The 19,868-nt window shown below is 50.1% G+C and carries 22 protein-coding genes; 13 read left to right on the top strand and 9 right to left on the bottom strand.

Features of this window, described 5'->3' with window-relative positions; genetic code table 11:
• The first annotated feature begins 12 nt into the window (after nucleotides 1-12).
• The 10 genes from fabF to B3K89_RS07710 all read left to right on the top strand — a co-directional run bounded on the left by fabF (nucleotide 13) and on the right by B3K89_RS07710 (nucleotide 9,762).
• The gene (gene fabF, locus B3K89_RS07755) at nucleotides 13-1,266 is read left to right on the top strand and encodes a beta-ketoacyl-ACP synthase II (protein WP_293892525.1); all 1,254 of its coding nucleotides are present in this window, start codon (nucleotides 13-15) and stop codon (nucleotides 1,264-1,266) included.
• Nucleotides 1,267-1,278: 12 nt separating this feature from the next.
• Nucleotides 1,279-1,716: a 3-hydroxyacyl-ACP dehydratase FabZ gene (fabZ, locus tag B3K89_RS07750; protein WP_293892528.1), complete on the top strand. Its 438-nt coding sequence runs from the start codon at nucleotides 1,279-1,281 to the stop codon at nucleotides 1,714-1,716.
• Between the two features lie 11 nt (nucleotides 1,717-1,727).
• The gene (gene fabV, locus B3K89_RS07745) at nucleotides 1,728-2,939 is read left to right on the top strand and encodes an enoyl-ACP reductase FabV (protein WP_293892531.1); all 1,212 of its coding nucleotides are present in this window, start codon (nucleotides 1,728-1,730) and stop codon (nucleotides 2,937-2,939) included.
• A 182-nt stretch (nucleotides 2,940-3,121) separates the two neighbouring features.
• The gene (locus B3K89_RS07740) at nucleotides 3,122-4,159 is read left to right on the top strand and encodes a substrate-binding domain-containing protein (RefSeq protein ID WP_293892534.1); all 1,038 of its coding nucleotides are present in this window, start codon (nucleotides 3,122-3,124) and stop codon (nucleotides 4,157-4,159) included.
• A gap of 150 nt (nucleotides 4,160-4,309) precedes the next feature.
• Nucleotides 4,310-5,677, top strand: coding sequence for an ABC transporter substrate-binding protein (locus B3K89_RS07735; RefSeq protein WP_293892537.1), 1,368 nt, complete (start codon nucleotides 4,310-4,312; stop codon nucleotides 5,675-5,677).
• 96 nt (nucleotides 5,678-5,773) lie between these two features.
• Nucleotides 5,774-6,700: a carbohydrate ABC transporter permease gene (locus tag B3K89_RS07730; protein WP_293892540.1), complete on the top strand. Its 927-nt coding sequence runs from the start codon at nucleotides 5,774-5,776 to the stop codon at nucleotides 6,698-6,700.
• A complete protein-coding gene (locus B3K89_RS07725; RefSeq protein WP_293892543.1) occupies nucleotides 6,697-7,536 on the top strand; it encodes a carbohydrate ABC transporter permease in 840 nt (279 codons plus the stop codon). Before B3K89_RS07730 ends, B3K89_RS07725 begins: the two co-directional genes overlap by 4 nt.
• Nucleotides 7,533-8,723, top strand: coding sequence for an AGE family epimerase/isomerase (locus B3K89_RS07720; RefSeq protein ID WP_293892546.1), 1,191 nt, complete (start codon nucleotides 7,533-7,535; stop codon nucleotides 8,721-8,723). The genes B3K89_RS07725 and B3K89_RS07720 overlap by 4 nt, the downstream gene beginning before the upstream one ends.
• Nucleotides 8,720-9,514, top strand: coding sequence for a PHP-associated domain-containing protein (locus B3K89_RS07715; protein WP_345907235.1), 795 nt, complete (start codon nucleotides 8,720-8,722; stop codon nucleotides 9,512-9,514). Before B3K89_RS07720 ends, B3K89_RS07715 begins: the two co-directional genes overlap by 4 nt.
• Nucleotides 9,511-9,762, top strand: coding sequence for a hypothetical protein (locus B3K89_RS07710; RefSeq protein ID WP_345907234.1), 252 nt, complete (start codon nucleotides 9,511-9,513; stop codon nucleotides 9,760-9,762). Before B3K89_RS07715 ends, B3K89_RS07710 begins: the two co-directional genes overlap by 4 nt.
• Nucleotides 9,763-9,767: 5 nt before the next feature.
• Here B3K89_RS07710 and B3K89_RS07705 read toward each other — a convergent pair whose 3' ends face one another.
• Genes B3K89_RS07705 through B3K89_RS07690 form a run of 4 tightly spaced genes read right to left on the bottom strand, consistent with a single transcriptional unit; the run spans nucleotide 9,768 to nucleotide 12,895 of the window.
• Complete coding sequence (locus tag B3K89_RS07705) at nucleotides 9,768-10,391, bottom strand: class II aldolase/adducin family protein (RefSeq protein WP_293892551.1); 624 nt, start codon at nucleotides 10,389-10,391, stop codon at nucleotides 9,768-9,770.
• Nucleotides 10,378-11,634, bottom strand: a complete 1,257-nt coding sequence (gene otnK, locus B3K89_RS07700; protein WP_293892553.1) for a 3-oxo-tetronate kinase — start codon at nucleotides 11,632-11,634, stop codon at nucleotides 10,378-10,380. Before otnK ends, B3K89_RS07705 begins: the two co-directional genes overlap by 14 nt.
• A gap of 14 nt (nucleotides 11,635-11,648) precedes the next feature.
• The gene (locus B3K89_RS07695; RefSeq protein WP_293892555.1) at nucleotides 11,649-12,698 is read right to left on the bottom strand and encodes a plasmid pRiA4b ORF-3 family protein; all 1,050 of its coding nucleotides are present in this window, start codon (nucleotides 12,696-12,698) and stop codon (nucleotides 11,649-11,651) included.
• A 59-nt stretch (nucleotides 12,699-12,757) separates the two neighbouring features.
• Nucleotides 12,758-12,895 (bottom strand): hydrolase, encoded by a 138-nt coding sequence (locus B3K89_RS07690; RefSeq protein WP_293892558.1) that lies wholly within the window; start codon nucleotides 12,893-12,895, stop codon nucleotides 12,758-12,760.
• 318 nt (nucleotides 12,896-13,213) lie between these two features.
• Between B3K89_RS07690 and B3K89_RS07685 the strand changes: the two genes are divergently transcribed.
• Complete coding sequence (locus B3K89_RS07685; protein ID WP_345907233.1) at nucleotides 13,214-13,873, top strand: DUF4386 family protein; 660 nt, start codon at nucleotides 13,214-13,216, stop codon at nucleotides 13,871-13,873.
• Here the strand turns inward: B3K89_RS07685 and B3K89_RS07680 are convergent.
• From B3K89_RS07680 to B3K89_RS07660, 5 genes are all read right to left on the bottom strand, one after another.
• Nucleotides 13,870-15,219, bottom strand: a complete 1,350-nt coding sequence (locus B3K89_RS07680) for a sensor domain-containing diguanylate cyclase (protein ID WP_293892564.1) — start codon at nucleotides 15,217-15,219, stop codon at nucleotides 13,870-13,872. The two genes, B3K89_RS07685 and B3K89_RS07680, sit on opposite strands and share 4 nt — an antisense overlap.
• Before the next feature lie 237 nt (nucleotides 15,220-15,456).
• Nucleotides 15,457-15,621 (bottom strand): hypothetical protein, encoded by a 165-nt coding sequence (locus B3K89_RS07675; protein WP_293892567.1) that lies wholly within the window; start codon nucleotides 15,619-15,621, stop codon nucleotides 15,457-15,459.
• Nucleotides 15,622-15,781: 160 nt separating this feature from the next.
• A complete protein-coding gene (locus B3K89_RS07670) occupies nucleotides 15,782-16,567 on the bottom strand; it encodes a sulfite exporter TauE/SafE family protein (protein ID WP_345907232.1) in 786 nt (261 codons plus the stop codon).
• 14 nt (nucleotides 16,568-16,581) lie between these two features.
• Nucleotides 16,582-17,679, bottom strand: a complete 1,098-nt coding sequence (locus B3K89_RS07665) for a radical SAM/SPASM domain-containing protein (protein ID WP_293892573.1) — start codon at nucleotides 17,677-17,679, stop codon at nucleotides 16,582-16,584.
• Entirely contained in the window at nucleotides 17,655-18,545 is an 891-nt protein-coding gene (locus B3K89_RS07660; protein ID WP_293892576.1) for a hypothetical protein, read from the bottom strand. The genes B3K89_RS07665 and B3K89_RS07660 overlap by 25 nt, the downstream gene beginning before the upstream one ends.
• 196 nt (nucleotides 18,546-18,741) lie before the next feature.
• On the opposite strand from B3K89_RS07660, the gene B3K89_RS07655 reads away from it, so the two are divergent.
• Together B3K89_RS07655 and B3K89_RS07650 are read left to right on the top strand one after the other, a co-directional pair.
• On the top strand, nucleotides 18,742-19,212 hold the full coding sequence (locus tag B3K89_RS07655; protein ID WP_293892579.1) for a helix-turn-helix domain-containing protein: 471 nt from the start codon (nucleotides 18,742-18,744) through the stop codon (nucleotides 19,210-19,212).
• The coding region (locus B3K89_RS07650; protein WP_345907236.1) for an IS630 family transposase at nucleotides 19,209-19,868 on the top strand (660 nt) is incomplete at its 3' end. The genes B3K89_RS07655 and B3K89_RS07650, both read left to right, overlap by 4 nt.

Genomic DNA, 19,868 nt, shown 5'->3' with positions numbered 1-19,868 from the left:
GGGGGTGACAACATGATTGAGCTTGAACGAGTAGTAGTAACCGGTATGGGAACCGTAAATCCCTTGGGAACGAACATTACCCAATTCTGGGACAACATCAAGGCGGGTGTTTCGGGAGTCGGTCCGATCACCAAATTCGATACGACCGACTACCCTGCAAAAATTGCAGGGGAAGTGAGGGATTTCGACCCCTCCGACCTGCTTGACCGCAAAGAGACCCGCAGCATGGCGGACTTTACGAAGTTTGCCGTCCATGCAGCAGTGCAGGCAATGCAGCAGGCAGGCCTTGACAACGGAGGCTACGACCCCTACCGCAGCGGAGTATACCTGGGCAACGGCATCGGTGGGTTTGAGGTGGTAGAGGAGAACCTTGCAAAGCTTTTTGAGCGAGGTCCCCATGCCGTCGCCCCCCTGACAATTCCCAAACTCATCAGCAACGAGGCTGCAGGCAATATTGCCATTCATTACAACTTCAAAGGTCCCTGCCACACAACCGTCACCGCCTGTGCAAGCGGAACCGATGCCATCGGTGCTGCCTTCAATGCAATCCGCTTCGGACAAGTCGACGTAGCGTTGAGCGGCGGAACCGAAGCTGCCATCACCAAGCTCAGCGTGGCCGGTTTCTGCCGCCTGCAGGCCTTGGCAACCAAGTACAACGATACACCGCAGATTGCCAGTCGTCCTTTTGACAAGGAACGCGACGGGTTTGTCATGGGTGAAGGTGCCGGAATGCTCGTGCTCGAATCGCTATCCCATGCAAAGGCACGCGGAGCTGTGATCCTGGGTGAAATTGCCGGCTACAGCATGACCTGCGATGCCTTCCACGTCACCGCCCCGAATCCTGACGGTGAAGGGGCCGCGAGAGCCATGAAGGCCGCCCTTGAGATGGCGGGTATAAAGCCCGAGGAGGTTGATTACATCAACGCCCATGGCACCAGTACCGCCGCCAACGATTCCATGGAGACAAAAGCCATCAAGAGTGTTTTTGGAAGCCATGCTTACAATCTCAAGGTTTCGTCCACCAAGTCCATGACCAGCCACCTTATCGCCGCTGCGGGTGCTGTAGAGGCGATTGTGTGCATGCTGGCTATCCGGGACCAATATTTCCCCTGCACGCTCAACCTCACAAATATAGACAGTGAGTGTGATCTTGACTATGTACCGAACCAAGGAAGAGATGGTATAATTCGCTATGCTATGAGTAATTCTCTTGGCTTTGGAGGGCATAACGGTGTGCTCGTCTTCAAAGCCTATACACCATTGTAAGGAGTGCTGACAATGTCTGGACCATTTGAATCGCCGGTTGATTTAATCCCCCACCGAGATCCGTTCATTTTCTTGGATGAGCTCTTGGAAGTTGATGAGAAGCACACGATTGCCAAGCGTGTGTTTACACCCGACCATTTCTTTTTCAAGGGCCACTTTCCCGGCTACCCCGTAGTACCGGGTGTCATTCTGGTCGAGACTATGGCACAATGCGGAGGGGCTGGTCTGGTACAAGCCGGGCTGCTTCCCCATGGTGCATTCTTTGTTCTGGCAACCATCGACAAAGCAAAATTCCGAAATCAAGTCAAACCTGACGATACGGCAATCATCGAGGTACACAATGCCCGCGTTTCTCAGGCCATGGTCCGCCAAAGCGGTACCATCACCGTCGACGGGAAGGTGGCTGCCGAAGCTGCCTGGATGTGCATCGTCGGCGACAATAAAGCATAAAAGAGGCTGATGTGATAATTACCAAGAAAGTTCTGAGAAATGTGAGCCTTACCGCCCACCCGCTCGGGTGCAGGCGGTATGTCGAAAACCAGATAGCCTGGGTTGAAGCTCATGCCAAGCAGAGCGGCAATCCACACTATCCGAGCACGACAGGCCTGCCGATTCCCAAGCGTGTGCTCATCCTCGGAGGTTCCACCGGCTATGGTCTTTCGTCACGCATCGTTGCCGCATTCGGACACAACAGCGACACCATCAACGTGAGCTTCGAGCGCGAGCCGGGCGAGAACAAGACAGCAACCCCGGGTTGGTACAACACGATGGCTTTCGAGGACATTGCCAAGCGCAGGGGACTGAAAGCTGTCTCGGTTTTCGGGGATGCTTTCAGCAACCAGATCAAGGAAGCGGTTGCACAAAAAATCCAAAAAGAGCTCGGGCAGGTCGACTTGGTCATCTACTCGCTTGCCAGTCCACTCAGAACCGACCCGGTTACCGGCCAATCGTACAAGTCGGTGCTCAAGCCCATCGGCAAGGCATTCACTGCCCTCTCGGTTGATTTGGAAAGCGACATCGTCAAGCAGGCTACCATCGAGCCTGCTACCGAGGAGCAGATAGCAGAAACGGTGAAGGTGATGGGCGGCGAGGACTGGAGCCTTTGGATTGACTTCCTGTTGCAAAGAAATCTTCTTGCACACAAAGCCATGACGGTTGCCTACTCGTATATAGGACCGAAGATCACCTACCCTGTCTACCGCGAGGGAACCATCGGAAAAGCGAAGGAACACCTTGAGGGCAGTGCAACAGAGCTGACCGATAAGCTGAAAGCCATTGAAGGCAGAGCGTATGTTTCGGTGAACAAGGCATTGGTCACCCGGGCCAGCGCCGTCATTCCCGTCGTCCCCCTCTATATGGCCTTGCTGTATCAGGTGATGAAGGAACAGAACATCCACGAACACTGCACCCAGCAAATCTACCGCCTCTTCACAACCATGCTGTTTTCGGGCAATCAGGTACCCACCGACAGTGATGGCAGGGTGCGGGTTGATGACTGGGAAATGAGAAGCGACATCCAGCAGGAAGTGGAAAAGCGCTGGGCCTTGCAACAGGAGGGTAAACCCCTTGTTCAGGGAGACCTGGCTGGAGTTTGGGAGGAGTACGAGCAGATTCACGGCTTCGGCTTTCCTGATATCGACTACTCCAAGGATGTCGATCCAAGAATAGTGTAACGCGTGAGGGGCCCGAAAGGGCCTCTTTCTTGTTTTGCTATTGTTTTATTATTGTACATTTTACTATTCCTAATTCGGTATATCTCTACTAAGCATGATATAGCTTATATCTAGAATTATCTACCCTACAGGCGTATCTGATGATTTCCCTTCGTCTCTACTTGCGTTACTATGGATGCATCATGCAAAAGCCAGTAACCATGAAGGATATAGCAAATCGGCTCTCAGTCAGCTCCGTCACCGTTTCCAAGGCACTCGGTGGAAAGGAAGGAGTGAGTGAGGAAGTACGCAATCAGATCATCCAAGTGGCAAAAGAGATGGGCTATCGAAAGAACCTCATCGCCAAGGACATGCGCGATGGGACAACCCACAATGTGGGCGTTCTCATCGGAGAGCGGCACATGCAGAGAGACTGCGCCTACATGCGCATCCAGCAAGAGCTGAACAAACACCTGCTCAACCAAGGATACTATGGGATTGTAGAGCTCATAACGAATGAGGATGAGGAGACCGGCAAAATTCCCCGTCTTCTATGCGACAACAAGGTGGACGCCTTGGTCCTGCTGGGCCAGCTTCGGCCTTCCTATGTGAAAACCATTCTAGCCTTCGGCTTCCCATATGTATTCGTCGATTTTTTCTACGAGAATTACCAAGCCGATGCAGTAATCAGCGACAATATGTACGGCGGCTACTCACTGACCAACCATTTGCTTGCGTTGGGGCATCGGATGATTTCCTTTGTCGGAAACCCCATGTACTCCAATGTTGTCATGGACCGGTATCTGGGCTACTATAAAGCCTTGATGGAACAGGGTATAGCTCCCGACCAAGCTCTAGTGCTCCATGACTGTGATGAGCTGGGCCAACGGATCGAGCTCGCCCTTCCAAAGAAAAGCCCCACAGCGTATGTGTGTGCAAGCTGCGAAACCGCATATCGGCTCATGCAGCAGCTTCAAGGGCAGGGACTGCAGATTCCCGATCAGGTTTCCATCGTGGGATTCGACGAGGACCTGTACACAACCCTTTCCAATCCACCGCTGACAACCTTCTCTGTCGATATCCCGCTTATGGCATTGAGTGCGGCTGAAAGCATCATCAACAAAATAGCGAACCCGGACTCCCATTTCGGGAGAAAGACAATCTGCGGATCGCTGACAGTACGTCAATCATCAGCTAGAATCACCCCAGCTGAGTGGGACTCCTTGAATCGATTCGGATAAGCAGTTCCATGCAGGCATAGGGCGGAGGCAACCTCCGTCTTTTTATGCAAAAAAGGGTTGGTTAATTTTCTCATCATAAGGTTGACATAGCAGATTTTCTGTTTATAACCTAATATTAAGTTATCGTAAACTTAATAAAAGGAGTTATGTATGAAAAAGAAGGTTCTCGTGGCATTGCTCTGTCTTTGTGCAATCACCTCATCAGTTTTGTTTGCCTCAGGAAAATCCGAATCTCCTGCTGCGCAACCACAATCTCAAGACCCAACCGTCCAGCAACCGGTAGACAAGAATGTATCAATGCAGCTCACGTTTCTCACCCACAAACAAGGTTTGGAAGAGGAATTTGCCAGGTATCAGGTTGAATTCAACAAAATCTACCCAAACGTACAAGTCATCTATGAACCGATCGGAGATTACAAAAAGAATATCGAAATCCGCTGGACCAGCAACAACTGGGGCGACATGTGCATGATTCCCCATATGTTTATCAGTGAAACCCAGCTTCCCGAGCTATTCGCCCCGCTGGGGAAAGTCGAAGACTTTGACAAGAAATATGAATTTGCTTCAGCCTTTTCCCTTGATGGCGATGTCTACGGCATCTCCTCGACAGGTACGGCCTATGGGGTGCTCTACAATACGAAGGTCCTGCAGCAGGCAGGTGTCCAAGAAATCCCCAAGTCACCTGAAGCTTTCTTTGAGGCTTTGAGGAAAGTAAAAGCCAATACCAACGCTATTCCGCTCTACTGCAACTACGGTGCCGGTTCAAGGCTTGCCGACTGGGAATGGAATGCCCGTGGAAGTCTTACCGGCGATGAAAACTACAAGAACAAGCTGGTGTATATGGAGAATCCGTTCTCTGCCGGCAAACCCTATTATATCGTAATGAAGATGCTCTACGACGTAGTTGCGCAGGACTTGGTGGAAGACGACCCTGCAACCTCCAACTGGGACACCTGCAAGAACTTGCTGGCCCAAGGCAAAGTTGCGGCTACAGTCATCGGATCATGGGCCACCGTCGACACACAGAAAGCAGCAGACAATCCCTCTGACATAGTCTTTGCCGCCTTCCCATGGAACAACAATGGTAAACAGTACGCAACCATTGCAGCAGACTACGCATATGCAATCAACAAGAATATTTCAGCTGACCGTTACCAGGTCGCACGCGACTACATTTTATTCCTCACCGAGAAGTCCGGTTACTCCTACACCTACGGTGGCATTCCAATCGTGAAGGGCGAAGCATACCCCCAGACACTCAAAGCCCTGCAAGACGCCGGGGTCACCTTGGTGCTCGATAATCCCCCCCATCCCCAGGATATCGGCTTGTTTGACGAGTTGAATGCAGAATCTGAGCTGTACTTGGGTAAATATCCCGAGAAAGCCCGCATCGTCGAGGCCGCTATGGGCCAGACCAAGGAGAGCTTTGACAGCATCATGAACGATTGGAACAAGCGTTGGACAGCAGCCCAAGTCTCCATCATTGGCAAGGACTATGCAGCAAAAAATCGGTATTAGCATGCAGTTTACCTCCTGCATTCTAAGATAGTAAGTCTTGCTCTCCTGCACTGTTGCAGGGGAGCGCTCTACACCTTCCTCTAAAGGCGGACTCTCATGGAACGACAGCAGAAACCTGCACTCCAATCCTTTTTTGAACAGCGTGAAGTGCAAAAATGGTTAGTCATCATAACTTTTACCCTGGTTCCCATAGCGCTGCTGGTTACCTTCACCTATCTTCCGTTTGTTAAGATGGTGGAATTCAGTTTCTTCAAGATGAAATACCTGGGACCTAGGACTTTCATCGGCCTGAAGAATTACCAGGATGTTTTTTCCCGTACCGATACCAAGGCAGCTTTGGTCAACAGCTTCTATTACATGGGAGCCGGTGTCATCCAACTGACCTTGGCCCTCTATTTTGCCACCATCCTCAGCTTCAAAGTGCGGATGGGAAATTTCTTCAAGGCTGCCCTGTTTTTTCCCTATCTTGTCTGTGGTATCGCGATGGGCTTCATTTTCCGATACTTCTATACTCGTGGCTTGGTGCTCGACTCCGTGTTGAGCCTGATCGGATTTGATAAAGCCGAACTACCATACTGGCTGAAAGAGCGGGCGATCAACAACTACAGCATTGCTGCAACCTCGATTTGGCGTTATATGGGGCAGAGCATGGTACTGTTTATCGGTGCAATCCAATCCATCAGCCCCGAGTTCTATGAAGCAGCCGAGATTGACGGGGCAACGAAAATCCAACAGTTCCGCTACATTATTTTTCCCATGCTCAAACCCATAGTCACCCTGAACATAATGCTGATGGTAAAGGGTTCATTCAGTGCGTTTGAAGGTCCTTATGTCATCACCAATGGAATGAATGGGACGGCGACCTTTGTGGTGCTCATGCATCAACTGGCTCATGAAGCCGGCAAGGTGGGCCTTGCTTCGGCCATGGCTATTGTCCTCTTGTTCATCATTCTTGTCGGAACCATTCTGCAGAAAGTGCTGTACAACCTCTTGTTTGGTGAGAAAGCAGGGGAGAGAGCATGAAAAACAAAGCATTGAATCCGTTGCGCCTGGCAACCTATGCAACACTGGTCCTTGGTGCTTTCGTCTCCTTGCTTCCTTTGGTAACCGTGCTGTTGGCATCCTTCAAGGATGTGAAGGAGTTCGGCATATCAGGGGCTCTCGACCTTCCCAAGAGCTGGCTGTACCTGCAAAATTATGCCACTGCCTGGACCAAGGCAAAAATGCCGTTGGCCTTCTGGAATACGGCCCTCATTCTATTCTTCACCCTCATCGGCTCGGTGATTACCGGCACCATGGTTGCCTACATCATCAATCGTTTCTCCTTCAAGGGAAGAGACCTTGTCAAAGGAGCATTTCTTGTAGCCAATCTCATCCCTGGAGTCACAATGCAGGTAAGCACGTATCAGATTATGACCACCTTGGGTTTGGTCAACTCAATCCCAGGCATAGTCATCCTCTATACAGGAACCGACATCATTGCCATTTACATATTCCTGCAGTTCTTTGATAGCATACCCCGCTCCCTCGATGAGGCAGCATACATCGACGGAGCTTCGTATTTTACGATCTTTTTCCGAATTCTCTTTCCCTTGGTTAAGCCGGCTACGGTCACCGTCCTGATTCTCAAGGGTGTATCTGTCTATAAAGAGTACTATCTTGCCAATCTGTACTTGCAATCGAAGACTCGATATGTAACGATTTCGACCTCTTTATATACATTTACCGGAGAGTATGGAAATCAGTATAATTATATCTGTGCCGGGGTCATGATCACCATCATCCCAATCTTGATTGCATTTCTGTTCTTGCAACGGTATATCTACAACGGCATTGCTCGAGGAGCGGTTAAAGAATGATGAAACTACTAGCACTCCAAGCCCAAGAGCATCTTGAGCAGACGATTATCCCATTTTGGGTTCGTCTGAGGGATGAGGAGAATGGTGGGTACTACGGAAAGGTCGGCTTCGACCTCACGTGGTATAAGAAAGCTTCCAAAGGTAGCGTGCAGACGAGCAGGATACTGTACTTCTTCAGTGAAGCGGCCTCGTTGCTCAACCGTGATGATTGCCGCCGCTCGGCAGACCACGCCTACCAGTTTCTGCTGCACCACTGTTTCGACCCGGTGTACGGGGGCCTCTACTGGTCCCTGACCTACAATGGCGATGTGGAAGACCCGGTGAAGAGCAGTTTCAGCTTCGCGTATGGAATTCTTGCTCTCACCTCCTATTACCGGCTAACGGGAAAGGAGGAAGCGTTGCAAAAGGCAAAGGAGCTGCAAGAGCTGGTCGAGTTGCATTTTGCTGATACAATCGGATACAAGGAGGTGCTCTCACAAGATTTCATGTCAAATCCCAACGATGACAAGCGCTTCTCCAAAGGCAACTATGGAGGAGAGAAAACGATGAATACGATGCTGCATCTTTTGGAGGCTTATCATACGCTCTATCAGGCGTGTCCCTCCGAGAAGCTGTTGCAGAAAATCCATATGCTCTGTTCATTGTTTGTCACACATATCTATGACAAAGAGCATAATGCCCTGACCATCTACTTTGACAGCTCGTTACAGAAGGCAAGCGATTATCGCTCGTTCGGCCATGAGATTGAGGCGAGTTGGATGCTTGCCAACTGCATAGCAGACTTGGGCCATGATGAACTGGCAGAAAGCTTAGGCGTCCTGTGCGATACACTTGCACAGCAGGTATATGAACACGCCTACAAACATGGCTCCGTCGTGGATGAAACCCATAATGAGAAGCTAAGGAGTCGGCGCGTACACTGGGTCCAGGCCGAGGCAGTCCTTGGCTTTGTTTCAGCCTATGAGAGAAATCCAAAGAAGCTGGAATACCTTGAAGCGGCCCATGCAGTCTGGTCGTTCATCCAGACACATCTGGTTGACAGGCGAGCACAGAGCGAATGGCTCTATCAGGTGGATGAACAGGGAATTGTCACCGAACCACATGCGCTGGTTTGGTCATGGAAAGGTCCTTACAACAATGGGAGGATGTGCATGGAACTCATAAAAAGGTATACTAGTCGTACATGAAACACTACAGTTATGAGACTCACCTCCATACCAAGGAAGCCAGTGCCTGCTCGGTAAGCTGGGGCACTGAGTATATCGAGCCCTATTTGCGTGCCGGTTTTAGCGGCATCATCGTCACCGACCATTTTTTCAATGGCAACTCCTCCATCTCCCGTTCCCTGCCTTGGGAGCAGCGTGTCCAGCAGTTTTGCAAGGGCTACGAGAACACAAAGCAGGCAGGAGACCAGGCAGGCCTCTCTGTCTTTTTCGGCTGGGAGCACTCCTTCGGCAATGATGAGTACCTGATCTATGGCTTGGACAAGGCTTGGCTGCTTGAACACCCCGCGGTTATGGAATGGAACCACCAAGAGCTCTTCGAAGCTGTGGACAGCAGCGGTGGATGCATGATCCAAGCCCATCCATTCCGCGAACGATTCTATCTCTCTGCAATCCACCTGCGTCCATTCGCCGTACACGGCGTTGAGGCGGTGAATGCAGAGAACGATGCAGAGTTCGATCGGAAGGCTTGTGCGTATGCAAAAAAGTATGAACTGGCGATGACAAGCGGCAACGATATCCACGATGCGACAAAAGTGGGCCTTGCCCCGGCAGGAATGGCGTTTGACTACCCTCTGGATACGATTTCAGACTTTGTGAAAGCGCTGAAGGAAAGAAAAGGATATAGAATCCTCTCGGATGAGACCCATGTACAGCCTCCCAAGAGCTCGGATTCAGCTATACCTGTCTATCTCTACGATGCATCCGGCTCAAAAAAGCTGGTGCATGCATACAACACATGGAGCCAGCTATGACCGGAGACCTTATGATGGCCGCGTTGCTTGACAAGACCATCACCTACGACAGTCCCGACAGTCGAAGAATTGCACATTTGGTGAAAATCCATGGCTATGCCAGAGCCATTGGTTTACAGGAAGGTTTGGATGAGCAAACCCAATTTTGCCTTGGAAGCTGCAGCAATTGTGCACGACATCGGCATACAAGTATGAAGGCAAGAGCTCAGGAGCCCTGCAGGAACGTGAAGGCCCCCCGACCACAGTGAGGCGCCTACCACCCCCTCAGCTCGCGCATCTGCTCCTCGGTCAAATGCCGGATGGGAAGACTCCTTCCCAAATACCAAAGCTTGGCACTCTCCTCAAACTCCTCTGCACTGAAGACAGCTTCCCGCAAGGAAGAGCTACAGACGATAAGCCCGTGGTTCTGCATCAGATAGGTCCAATAGTGTGGTTTGGCAAGAATATCGGCTGCAATGAGGGGAGAACCCGGCTTGCGGTAAGGCAGGATGCCCACCTTGCTGACCTTCATCACAAAGTAGGGGGTGAAGGGCACAAAGGGCTGGCCATCAACCAGATGATCACAACTTGCAAGCAATGTGGCATAGGTTGAGTGCAGATGCACCACCGCCCTGGCCTCTGGATGGCTCTCATAACAGGCAAGGTGGAACGGGACTTCCTTGGTGGGAGCCTTCCCTCCAAGAAGGGTTCCTTCCTTGGAGAAATGAGAGACAGAGAGTTCGGTCAACTCCCCGAAGGATGAACCGGTAGGAGTTGCCAGGAAGGTGCCATCGTCGAGCAGAACCGACAAGTTGCCTGCACTTCCTACGACAAAGCCTCTCTGGTGCAGGCTCCGGGCCGCCTCGACCAACTGCTGTTTCATCTCAATGATTCCCATCGTACATCTCCTGAGCTTTTTCAAGGAATTCAACCGACCCAAAGTTTCCGCTTTTCAGCACCAGCTGATAAGCACCGTCCAACGACCGCACCCAGGAGACTCCCGGGTCGATCTGCCTTCCGATCAGATAGGCATCGACACCCAGCGTTGTAGCCACCACCCCGCTGGTCTCGCCCCCTCCTACGATGAAGTTCTGCACTTTTTTGTCTGCAAGCAACCCCGTCAACCGACTGAACATCAGTTCAATCGCAGACGATACATCTGCATCACCGAATTTCTTTCGGTTCTCTTCAAGTTCAGAGGGCGACCGTGTTGCATAGACCATGGGAGCGAGCACCTGGTCCTGATGCTCCAGAACCCAAGCCGCTACAATCTTTGCATACTCAGGGTCATCCAGGCAGGCCTGTTCATCGATGCTCAGCGACGGTGTAAGCTTTTTGTAATACGCTACCTGTTTCTGCATCATCGCCGAGCAGGAACCGGCGATTACCACAGCTTTTCGTCTCTCAACCACAAAGGCGGCATTCAAATCTGCAGCCTTCCCGGAACGCTCTCTCCACCGATGTGCAATTCCCTGGGCAAGCCCCGAGCCTCCGGTTACCAATGAGAAGTCTTCAGTTGCCTCGGCAATGACGAGCAGATCCTCATCATCGATGACATCGACAATGATGTTGTTCACACCGTCCGCCTTCAGTTCTTCAATTGCCTTGCGCACGGCAATACTTCCCTTTGCAATGACATCGTAGTAGATATGCCCATTCTTTGCGGGGCTTTGGGATGAGAGAATACGAGCCAGTTTGGAATCGTGCATCGGATTGAGTGGATGGTGGCGCATCGGGGAGTCACTGAGCAGCTCATCCTTTACGAAGAGATACCCATGAAACACCGTCCTCCCATTGACCGGGAGAGCCGGACAAATGAGGGTGGTGCTGCAGTTGAGCGCCTCCCTCAAGGCATCGGTGATCGGGCCGATATTTCCCTCGGAGGTACTATCGAAGGTGGAACAGTATTTGTAGTAGAACCGGTCGCACCCGGCTTGCTGAAGAAAAGCCAAGGCTTCCAAGACTTGCTTGACAGCTTCAGATTTGGGGATGCTGCGAATTTTCAGGCTCATGACGATAGCATCGCTGTCGCCGACAACCACAGGGCGGCTGCACATGATGGTGCGCATACCGCCCGCAACCAGAAATCCGGCGATATCGACTGAACCGGTAAAATCATCAGCAATGACACCCAAACGCATACAACGCTCCTCAATCAGAATTCTTTCAAAAGACGTGCATTGATGTACAGCTGGTCGAACTCACGATCTTCATAGCCGCCTGTCCAATCCATGACAGATTCATACTCCGAATCCTCCGGGTCTTCGAGGATTTCCATCATCCACTGATACCTATAGGCACCACCGCAATCCTCCCAGGGACTCGCTCCTTCCCCGCCCGTACACACCACAACGGGCTCTTCAGGTATGAACATAGGTTTGCCGACCTTGATGGTATGGGCCCAATAATCGCCGAAATCATAGATATAGGTGAAGGAAGGGGCAAGGCCGACTACTTGTTGCAACTGCACTTCACTTTCGTCATAGAGCTCATCCCGGTCAAACCATCCGAACTGCTCATCGATTTTCTTACCTATGCGGATATGCTTGCCGACTCTGAATTCATGCATATGATCATCGTCCCAAGCAAAGGCAATTTGCAACACACGATGTACTTCATACATAGTAAGTGTCGGGGGGAGGAGAAAACTCCGCCAAACCTTGTAGCCGGGGGGTAGCTGAAGTGTTACCTTTACTGGAATCACCAAATTCCGTTTCAAGGTAATTTCCGGCCTTTGTTGACCAAGGGCCTCCTTCATCAGATCAGCGCTGACAATCTTCTTCCTATTCTGTGTTGTCTCTTGGATGGGGAGCATGGATAGCACCTTGTCAAATCCGAGTTTATACGCAGAATCGATAAGGGCATCGAGCTTCTTCTTGACCGTTTGGTCACTCTTCTGTGCAAATCGCACAGCCTCGCCTTCCTTCAGATAGGCCTCGATTGCATCATTGTCATACCCTTGAGCAAGAAAAGCCTTACGAATCTCAGATAGAATCTGTTCGCTGTCGATCGCAAAGGTTTTTCTTGATACCTGGAACAGGATGGGAAATCCAGTAGCAAGGTTGCGAATCATAACGTAGGGGTTGGCATCATCACCATAGAACAGCTCCCCTGACCAGGTGAACAGAGAATCATACTCATCCGAAGCTATCTGTTCTGAACCACCAACATAACCATACATTTTGCGCGTACAATTGATCAGCATACAAACCTCCTCTGCATGCAATCATAGTAGCCGAGAGATTTCTGTATGGCTAGACTTTTCTAGCGTGCGAGCACTACCACGTAGTTCTTACCATACTTCTTGGCGCATTTGGGACAGGTGTTGATCGCAAACGCCTTCTCCTTGGCAAACCGCTCAAAATCCTTGCACCACTTTCCCGTATCCTTGAACAGCCCCACTCATACACATTGGAAAGAAACGTCCCCGGCAGTTAGATGGGCTTGAGCCCTGCATCGTCCTTGTCGATGGCAATAAGGACCTCCCTGATCCACACCAAAGTTGATCGGGATATGATTGAATGTACGGACATTGGCCTTCATAAAGTACGTGTCCTCAAAGGACACGAATGTTTTCTCCCAAGGTTTGGGTCAAACGGCGGACAGCACACTTGTTAACCTCCAATAAAAACACAGAACCAACAAGAGGTCACCCCTATTCTCACACTCGACAACTTGAGCATTCTACAGTATCGTTTCTCAACACAAGGGAGGAAGTGTATGGAGAGTAGTCCACGCCTTCTCGGAAAAACCGCTGCCTATTGCAGCATTGCCATGCTGGTTCTCATCCCCACGCAGATAATAATTTTCAGCCTTCACCAGCCACCTACTGATGCAAAACTCTGGTTCGACTTGTTTGCAGGCAACTGGTTGCTCGGCCTCATCGAGATGGATCTGCTCTACCTCATAGACAACACCCTGGTCGCCCTTGTCTATCTGGGACTCTATGAGCTGCTGAAGGAAAAGCACCGGGCCTTGATGCAAATCGCCCTGCTGCTGGGGTATATCGGCATCGCCGCTTACTATAGCAGCAACGGTGCCTTTGAACTCTGGGAAGCACAGAGAAACTACGCAGCAGCCGGTACACCTATGGAACAGCAAACCTGGCTGACCATAGCAGAATCACTGATCCTGCAATGGAGAGGGACGGCCTTCAACTCCTACTATATCCTCAATGGGATCTGCCTGATTCTCATATCCTATGCCCTTTTGAAAAGTGACCTTCCAAGAAAGATCGGCATCATAGGCTTGGTTAGTGGGATTTTGATGAGCATCCCGTCGACAGCAGGAATAATCGGCTTGGTCTTCTCAATCCTCTCCCTCATCCCTTGGATGGTCTTTCTGGCACTACTGTACAAGCCCTTGCGGAACATGCACTAAAGCGATACGCGATTTCTCCCGCTCTCCTTGACCAGGTAAAGAGCTTGATCCGCAACCTCAATGAGCTCCTCTTCATGATTGGCATCATGCTCGGGAAAGGAAGCCCCTCCGATACTTACCGTTATCCTGATTTCTTGGTTGCCATAGATGATGCGCTTCTCTTCAATACTGCGACGTATCGACTCCCCCACTTCCAGGGTATCGTCACGATTGGCACCAAGGAGGACCATCATGAATTCATCACCGCCTAGGCGAACGATGATATCACCTTCACGCAGCTGGTTGCGGGCTGTGCTGGCTATGGCCTGCAACACCCGATCCCCAATCGTATGACCATAAGTATCGTTAATCTGCTTGAATCGGTCTACATCCAGCATAAGCAGGCCGATCGCCCCGTTCTGTTTGACTGTCCGGATGAATTCTTCATGCAGGCGGGTAAGGCCGAAACGCCGGTTGTAAATACCGGTCAAAGGATCCACAGCAGCCAGCTGCTGCACCTGATCATGCGTAACCGCATTATGCAGGGCGAGTGCAAAGCTGGAAGAAAATAGATCGATATTGCCTGCTTTCTCCGGCAATAACGCTTCACTGGTAGCAAGCACCATGACACCCAAGGCTAGTTGTTTATACACAATTGGCTGAATCAGGACCTTGACGGGTCTGAAGGTGGTGAGCACCCCATCCACCTGGATAAAGTCGGGAATATCGATTAGGCGTGCTTTTAATGTTTGGAGACTGGTAAGCACCATGGCGTTATCGGTGAGGTTCTTGCTGCTTACAAGCCCCATGAATACCTCCACCTGCAACGCACCGCCTTTCTCAACCAGGATGGCCCCACCGGAAAAGTTGAATATTTCCATCAAACTGGTGAGGGCGTGCTGGCAGAGTTCTCTTGTTTCCAAATAACTGGTAAGCATACTGGTGTACGTGCGCATCTGCATCTCAAGCTGCAAGGAAGAACCCAGTGTGTCGACAAGGGTATTGAAGGCTTTTGAGCTCAACCCGATGGAATCATCACTATCCACAGGCAGATGACACTCCTTGGGGGTACAATCCATAATCTCGTTCTTACCCGCCACAGCTTTCAAATGGTTTTCAACTTTCTGCATCTGCCTGGAAAGCAAAACCAAGCGGCCTCCCACGATACTTTTTGCAAGCAGTATGTTAAACGCTCCAACAAATAAACCGGCGAGAATACACACACAAAAGAACCACCAAGTGTAGGCCAATGACCGATCCATGCCCAGAAGAACCGTAAAAAAGGGAAATATCACTCCGACGAACATGCCAAAGCCAATCATCCATATCGCAAGATCGGTGAACACACGCTTGGTTAGTCTAATCATAGCAATACACCTCTGAACACTGAGAAGGATTATCTAGGAGTGTATCGAAACAGAAAGGATTATTCCAGAACCTATGACAGAAGAAATCGAAAATTGTATCTATTAACAATACCTTTTTGGTACGAACGATCACACTCCATAGGGTCTACCCACTTACATTCCTTCCTCCCCTCAAGCACACGAAAGGAATGACAGAACAGTCCTATTAAAATTAATGCTGTACACACTTCTTTCGATTCAGCTGACGATGAGATATCTACCAATTCCGGCCAAGGCTCCCAAAATCAACAAGGTGATGGGACCAAGGGGAATCTTCTTGTTGTTCAGGGCTAAGAAGGCTACAAGGAAGACTCCTACGGCAAAGAGGTCGGGTGTGGTGAAGGAGGACAAGGCAAGCTGCAACAAAGATTGCCGACACCACCACCGGCCTCACCCCCTCCAGCACGCGCCATACGTTTGTCCTGGAAGAAAAGTCTATCACCATGAATACGCTGGGAATCAGCAATAAAATCGTTGAGCAGATTCTTCAAAACTCATACAGCTTGTACATCGATATCGTATTTCAAACACGTGCAAACTTAACCACATTACTCAGCGAGAGCAGGATGATTACCGCCATCAGTGCCATGAAGAGCTTGTCCACCTGGGTGTTGTCCAGCTTCTTGGATACTGACCGCCCTGCCATCGCCCCGGCAATGCCGCTTGCCATCATGGAGACAAGAAGCAGTACATCGAACGACGGAATGCAACCTTGAACTATATTGGCAATAAGATTGGCGACCTGGCTGCAAAAGATAATGTACAACGAGTTGAGTGCAGCATGCTTGCTGTCCATGGAGAACAGGTAGGAAAGGAACATGATGTTGATCGGCCCTCCCCCGATTCCCAGAAAAGAGGAAAAAAGCCCCAAAACCAAGCCGGCTGCCAAGGCAAGTACCTTGTTGCGGACGGACAGCGTCTTGATTTTCGACTTATTCAGGATATAGAAAAACACCGTGACAGTGAGGAGAACCATCAGGATATTCTGAACCAGACCCAACAGAGCATCGTTCTGATACGCTTGTTGGATGGCAGAGAATATCAGCTTTCCGAAAACACCACCAAAAGCCCCGCCAATGGCAAGAGGCGTTCCCACCACGCTGTCTACTTTGATTGAGTCCTTGCGGCTGCGAAGCAAGGAAACGGCTGTCATGGCAAGAACGGTATTGCCGCTGAGAAAGCTGATGGTAGCTACAGGATAGTCAACCAAGGCATCCATGACAGGTTTGATGAGCACTCCGCCGCCGATGCCGCTGATGGCACCGATGACCGTTGCAATGAACGTAATGACAACCAAAAGTATTTCCACACACCCCTCCAGACTTATTGTTTCTGCAACGACCGAGCTACCATCTCAAGTCTCTGTATGGCATAGGGGAAAAATTCCTGCATCGATGAGCAGTACTTGTATCCGGTTTCACTGCGATACCGCTTGCATCCGCCACGACAGAGAAGCCGCCACTGACAAGTCGCACAATCGTCGGTACGATTGGGAGAGTCCTCGATGAACCGCAGCTCTGTACGCTTGGCATCCAATTGTGCAAAGGAGTTCTCTCCTATATTGCCCAAGCGTTGGTCGTCAACACAATAGAAATCGCAAGGATAGACATCCCCGTTGCTCTCCACCACGTAGTTTACCGAGCAAACTCCTCCCATATCACAGCTTTCGGGCGGATAGCCTGCTAGCATTCCCACCAGGTTGTCAAAAAACCGAATTGAAACAGGCGTTCCCTGCTGCCACGAGGCAAACCAGAGGTCGAACAACTCCTTGAGGAACCGGCCATAGACATCAGGTGACAGATAACTCTTTTCATCCTGCAGAGGATCCATACAGGCGATATATTGATGATAGTAGATTTCATGGTTCACCAAATAGGTATACGCCTGCTTGATGTTCTGGGCCAGCTCATTGGTCACCACGGAAAGTACATTGAATTGCACACCCTCTTCTTTCAGCAAGGAGAGGGCGGAAGCTACCGACCTGCCACTGCCCTTTTGTTGGGAGTCAAAACGGTGCAGGTCATGCAGGCGCGGGCTGCCGTCAAAGGAGACTCCGACCAAGAAGTCGTGCTTTTTGAAGAAACGGGCCCAAGCTCTGTCAACCTTCAAGCCGTTGGTCTGAAACGCATACGAAATGGTATGCTCTTCAGACTTGCGCAAGGCAACCTGCTCAACAAAGCGTTCAAAGAACGAGAGACCAGCCAGTGAAGGCTCTCCGCCTTGAAACACAAAACTGCAGTGTTTTGCCTCTGCTAGACTCTTTTGGATAATGGCATCGGCAACCTCGTTCTTCATGAGAGGAAGAACACCGACTTCCCGATGATGGGCGGTATCCAGATAAAAACAATAATCGCAGGCAAGATTGCACGCAGCCGACGCCGGCTTGATCATCATCGTCAGCTGATTTCTAAGCATTTCCATATGTTGTGTATACCCTGTATCCCAATTCTTCGCAAGCGAGTACTACGTACTACTACGCTCAAGTCATCGGCACTGAACGTAAGATGCCACCCGTCGCTGACGTTCCACTCCTTATGGTATTCATTATCCAAGTAGGCATAGGCATAGAGGTGCAGCATCTGGTTATTCTCCACCAATACAGGGCTTACCTTGAACGTGAAATCGTCCTTCACCTCCCATATGCCGTCACGAAGCAAATCCCTGCCGAAGTCATCCGCTTTCACCATCTCATTGGGGCTCTTGTTGGCTATGACAAACGAAGGACCGAAAGATTCGATACCGAGGTCTGGGATATCGGAGATCATATGATCGGCAGAGAGTACCAAGTTCCAAGCATCTTCACTTGGATTCCACTCTCCCCAATACAGATTCCCATCCCAATCAGCTGCATTGAAAGAGAAGGTGGAACCATCACGCTTCTGTATCCCTTCGTAGAGGGCTGGATGGTTCGTAAGATGTATCACCACCCGCTGTCCATCACCGAGGTCATCTGAGAACATGTTGATCTTTTCTGTGCTCTCAAGAAATATCCTGTCATTGAAGAGATCAAAACTCTTGATCGAGTACCCGGTCTCATTGACCAGTCCGACAAAATCACCATATCGAATGACAGGAGGGTATTTCATATATCGGGGAGGCATCTCAATGGCGGCCTCTGAAAGCTTTGGCCCTTCAACTACAAACACCTCGCTCTGGGCGTCAACCTCGACAGGCTCCGCTGGAATAGGCGGAACGACTTGCTGGTCGATCGGCGTTGCACAACTGAAAAACAAGGTTGAGAGAAGGAGCACGAAAGAAATCGTGCGTACCAGGTTGATTCGTTTCATATCAGATTCCTTTGCGACAGGAAAGCCGTCGTGCTTCCTTTCCACTAATCAAAACCCAAAAACTGTATATCGATAGTGGAGGGAGTAACAAGGAAGCTGACAATGAGGAGACTAGTAGCTTGTAACACTTAAATATATACTTTTCATCATACTTACAGTATCCTTCAAAGTAGAGAATAATAAGGAAGGTACTGTCATGGCATACAAGAAAAAGAACATCACTCTCAATGATGAGCAGAAACAGTTTCTCAAGGATTACATCTCTAAGGGTGTAAGGCCTGTCCAAGCAGTGAAACGAGCAAGGATCCTGCTTGAGGCGGACGATTCGTCCGGTTCACGTCCTCCAACAGAATCTGCAATTGCTGAAAAGGTAGATGTCAGCCTACCCACAGTGAAAGCGGTCAAGAAGTCTTTCCACAATCTGAACAAGAATGTTGAGGCTGTAGTATTACGGAAAAAAAGGGAGAAGGGACCTAGAGATACCAAGGTCAATGGGTATGTGGAGGCCCACCTGATAGCCTTGTGCTGCTCTCCGGTTCCTGAAGGATATGCCAGATGGACAGTCAGGTTGCTTGCAGACAAGATGGTGGAACTTCAGTATATCGATGAAATCTCCCCTATGACTGTCTCCCGGACACTAAAAAAAACGAGTTTCAGCCTCACCTGAAGAAATGCTGGACCATTCCCGCCAAACTGAGCGGCGCCTTTGTGGCGGCAATGGAGGATGTCCTGTCCGTATACTCCTTGCCTTATAATCCAAAGAGGCCCGTAGTCTGTATGGATGAAAAGCCCCTACAATTGCTTTCACATAAAAGAAATAGCATTCCCATGAAGAAAGGAAAACCTCTGAGGGAAGATTCAGAATATATCCGTAAGGGTACCTGCAGCATCTTCATGTTCAATGAGCCGCTTGGTAAATATAGATATGCAGATGCAAAAGAGCACCGGACCAAGATTGATTGGGCCCACCAGGTCAAGAGGCTGCTTGATGAGGACTATCCCGATGCTGAGCGGGTTCTGCTTGTGCTGGATAACTTGAATACTCATACGATAGGATCACTATACGATGCATTTCTCCCTCAAGAAGCGTTCCGAATTGCCTCAAGGTTGGAACTCCATTTCACCCCCAAGCATGGTAGCTGGTTGAACATGGCAGAATGTGAACTCTCAGCACTCACTTCCCAATGCATTGCAACCAGGCGTCTTCCTGATCTTGAGACTGTCCAGCGGGAAGTCTCCACTTGGAGCCGAGTGAGGAATTCCAAACAAAAAGGAATCGACTGGCAGTTCACAACTGAGGATGCACGGGTCAAACTCAAGAGG

Source organism: Sphaerochaeta sp. UBA5849 (assembly GCA_002432715.1).
In the GTDB taxonomy this organism is placed as follows: domain Bacteria; phylum Spirochaetota; class Spirochaetia; order Sphaerochaetales; family Sphaerochaetaceae; genus Sphaerochaeta.
This window is presented reverse-complemented; position numbering and strand designations above follow the sequence as displayed.

What these genes read in the sequence shown, in the direction of transcription:
- fabF (WP_293892525.1), top strand. Translation starts at nt 13, where the DNA reads ATGATTGAGCTTGAACGAGTAGTAGTAACCGGTATGGGAACCGTAAAT.
- fabZ (WP_293892528.1), top strand. Translation starts at nt 1,279, where the DNA reads ATGTCTGGACCATTTGAATCGCCGGTTGATTTAATCCCCCACCGAGAT.
- B3K89_RS07740 (WP_293892534.1), top strand. Translation starts at nt 3,122, where the DNA reads ATGCAAAAGCCAGTAACCATGAAGGATATAGCAAATCGGCTCTCAGTC.
- B3K89_RS07735 (WP_293892537.1), top strand. Translation starts at nt 4,310, where the DNA reads ATGAAAAAGAAGGTTCTCGTGGCATTGCTCTGTCTTTGTGCAATCACC.
- B3K89_RS07730 (WP_293892540.1), top strand. Translation starts at nt 5,774, where the DNA reads ATGGAACGACAGCAGAAACCTGCACTCCAATCCTTTTTTGAACAGCGT.
- B3K89_RS07725 (WP_293892543.1), top strand. Translation starts at nt 6,697, where the DNA reads ATGAAAAACAAAGCATTGAATCCGTTGCGCCTGGCAACCTATGCAACA.
- B3K89_RS07720 (WP_293892546.1), top strand. Translation starts at nt 7,533, where the DNA reads ATGATGAAACTACTAGCACTCCAAGCCCAAGAGCATCTTGAGCAGACG.
- B3K89_RS07715 (WP_345907235.1), top strand. Translation starts at nt 8,720, where the DNA reads ATGAAACACTACAGTTATGAGACTCACCTCCATACCAAGGAAGCCAGT.
- B3K89_RS07710 (WP_345907234.1), top strand. Translation starts at nt 9,511, where the DNA reads ATGACCGGAGACCTTATGATGGCCGCGTTGCTTGACAAGACCATCACC.
- B3K89_RS07705 (WP_293892551.1), bottom strand. Translation starts at nt 10,391, where the DNA reads ATGGGAATCATTGAGATGAAACAGCAGTTGGTCGAGGCGGCCCGGAGC.
- otnK (WP_293892553.1), bottom strand. Translation starts at nt 11,634, where the DNA reads ATGCGTTTGGGTGTCATTGCTGATGATTTTACCGGTTCAGTCGATATC.
- B3K89_RS07695 (WP_293892555.1), bottom strand. Translation starts at nt 12,698, where the DNA reads ATGCTGATCAATTGTACGCGCAAAATGTATGGTTATGTTGGTGGTTCA.
- B3K89_RS07685 (WP_345907233.1), top strand. Translation starts at nt 13,214, where the DNA reads ATGGAGAGTAGTCCACGCCTTCTCGGAAAAACCGCTGCCTATTGCAGC.
- B3K89_RS07680 (WP_293892564.1), bottom strand. Translation starts at nt 15,219, where the DNA reads ATGATTAGACTAACCAAGCGTGTGTTCACCGATCTTGCGATATGGATG.
- B3K89_RS07665 (WP_293892573.1), bottom strand. Translation starts at nt 17,679, where the DNA reads ATGGAAATGCTTAGAAATCAGCTGACGATGATGATCAAGCCGGCGTCG.
- B3K89_RS07660 (WP_293892576.1), bottom strand. Translation starts at nt 18,545, where the DNA reads ATGAAACGAATCAACCTGGTACGCACGATTTCTTTCGTGCTCCTTCTC.
- B3K89_RS07655 (WP_293892579.1), top strand. Translation starts at nt 18,742, where the DNA reads ATGGCATACAAGAAAAAGAACATCACTCTCAATGATGAGCAGAAACAG.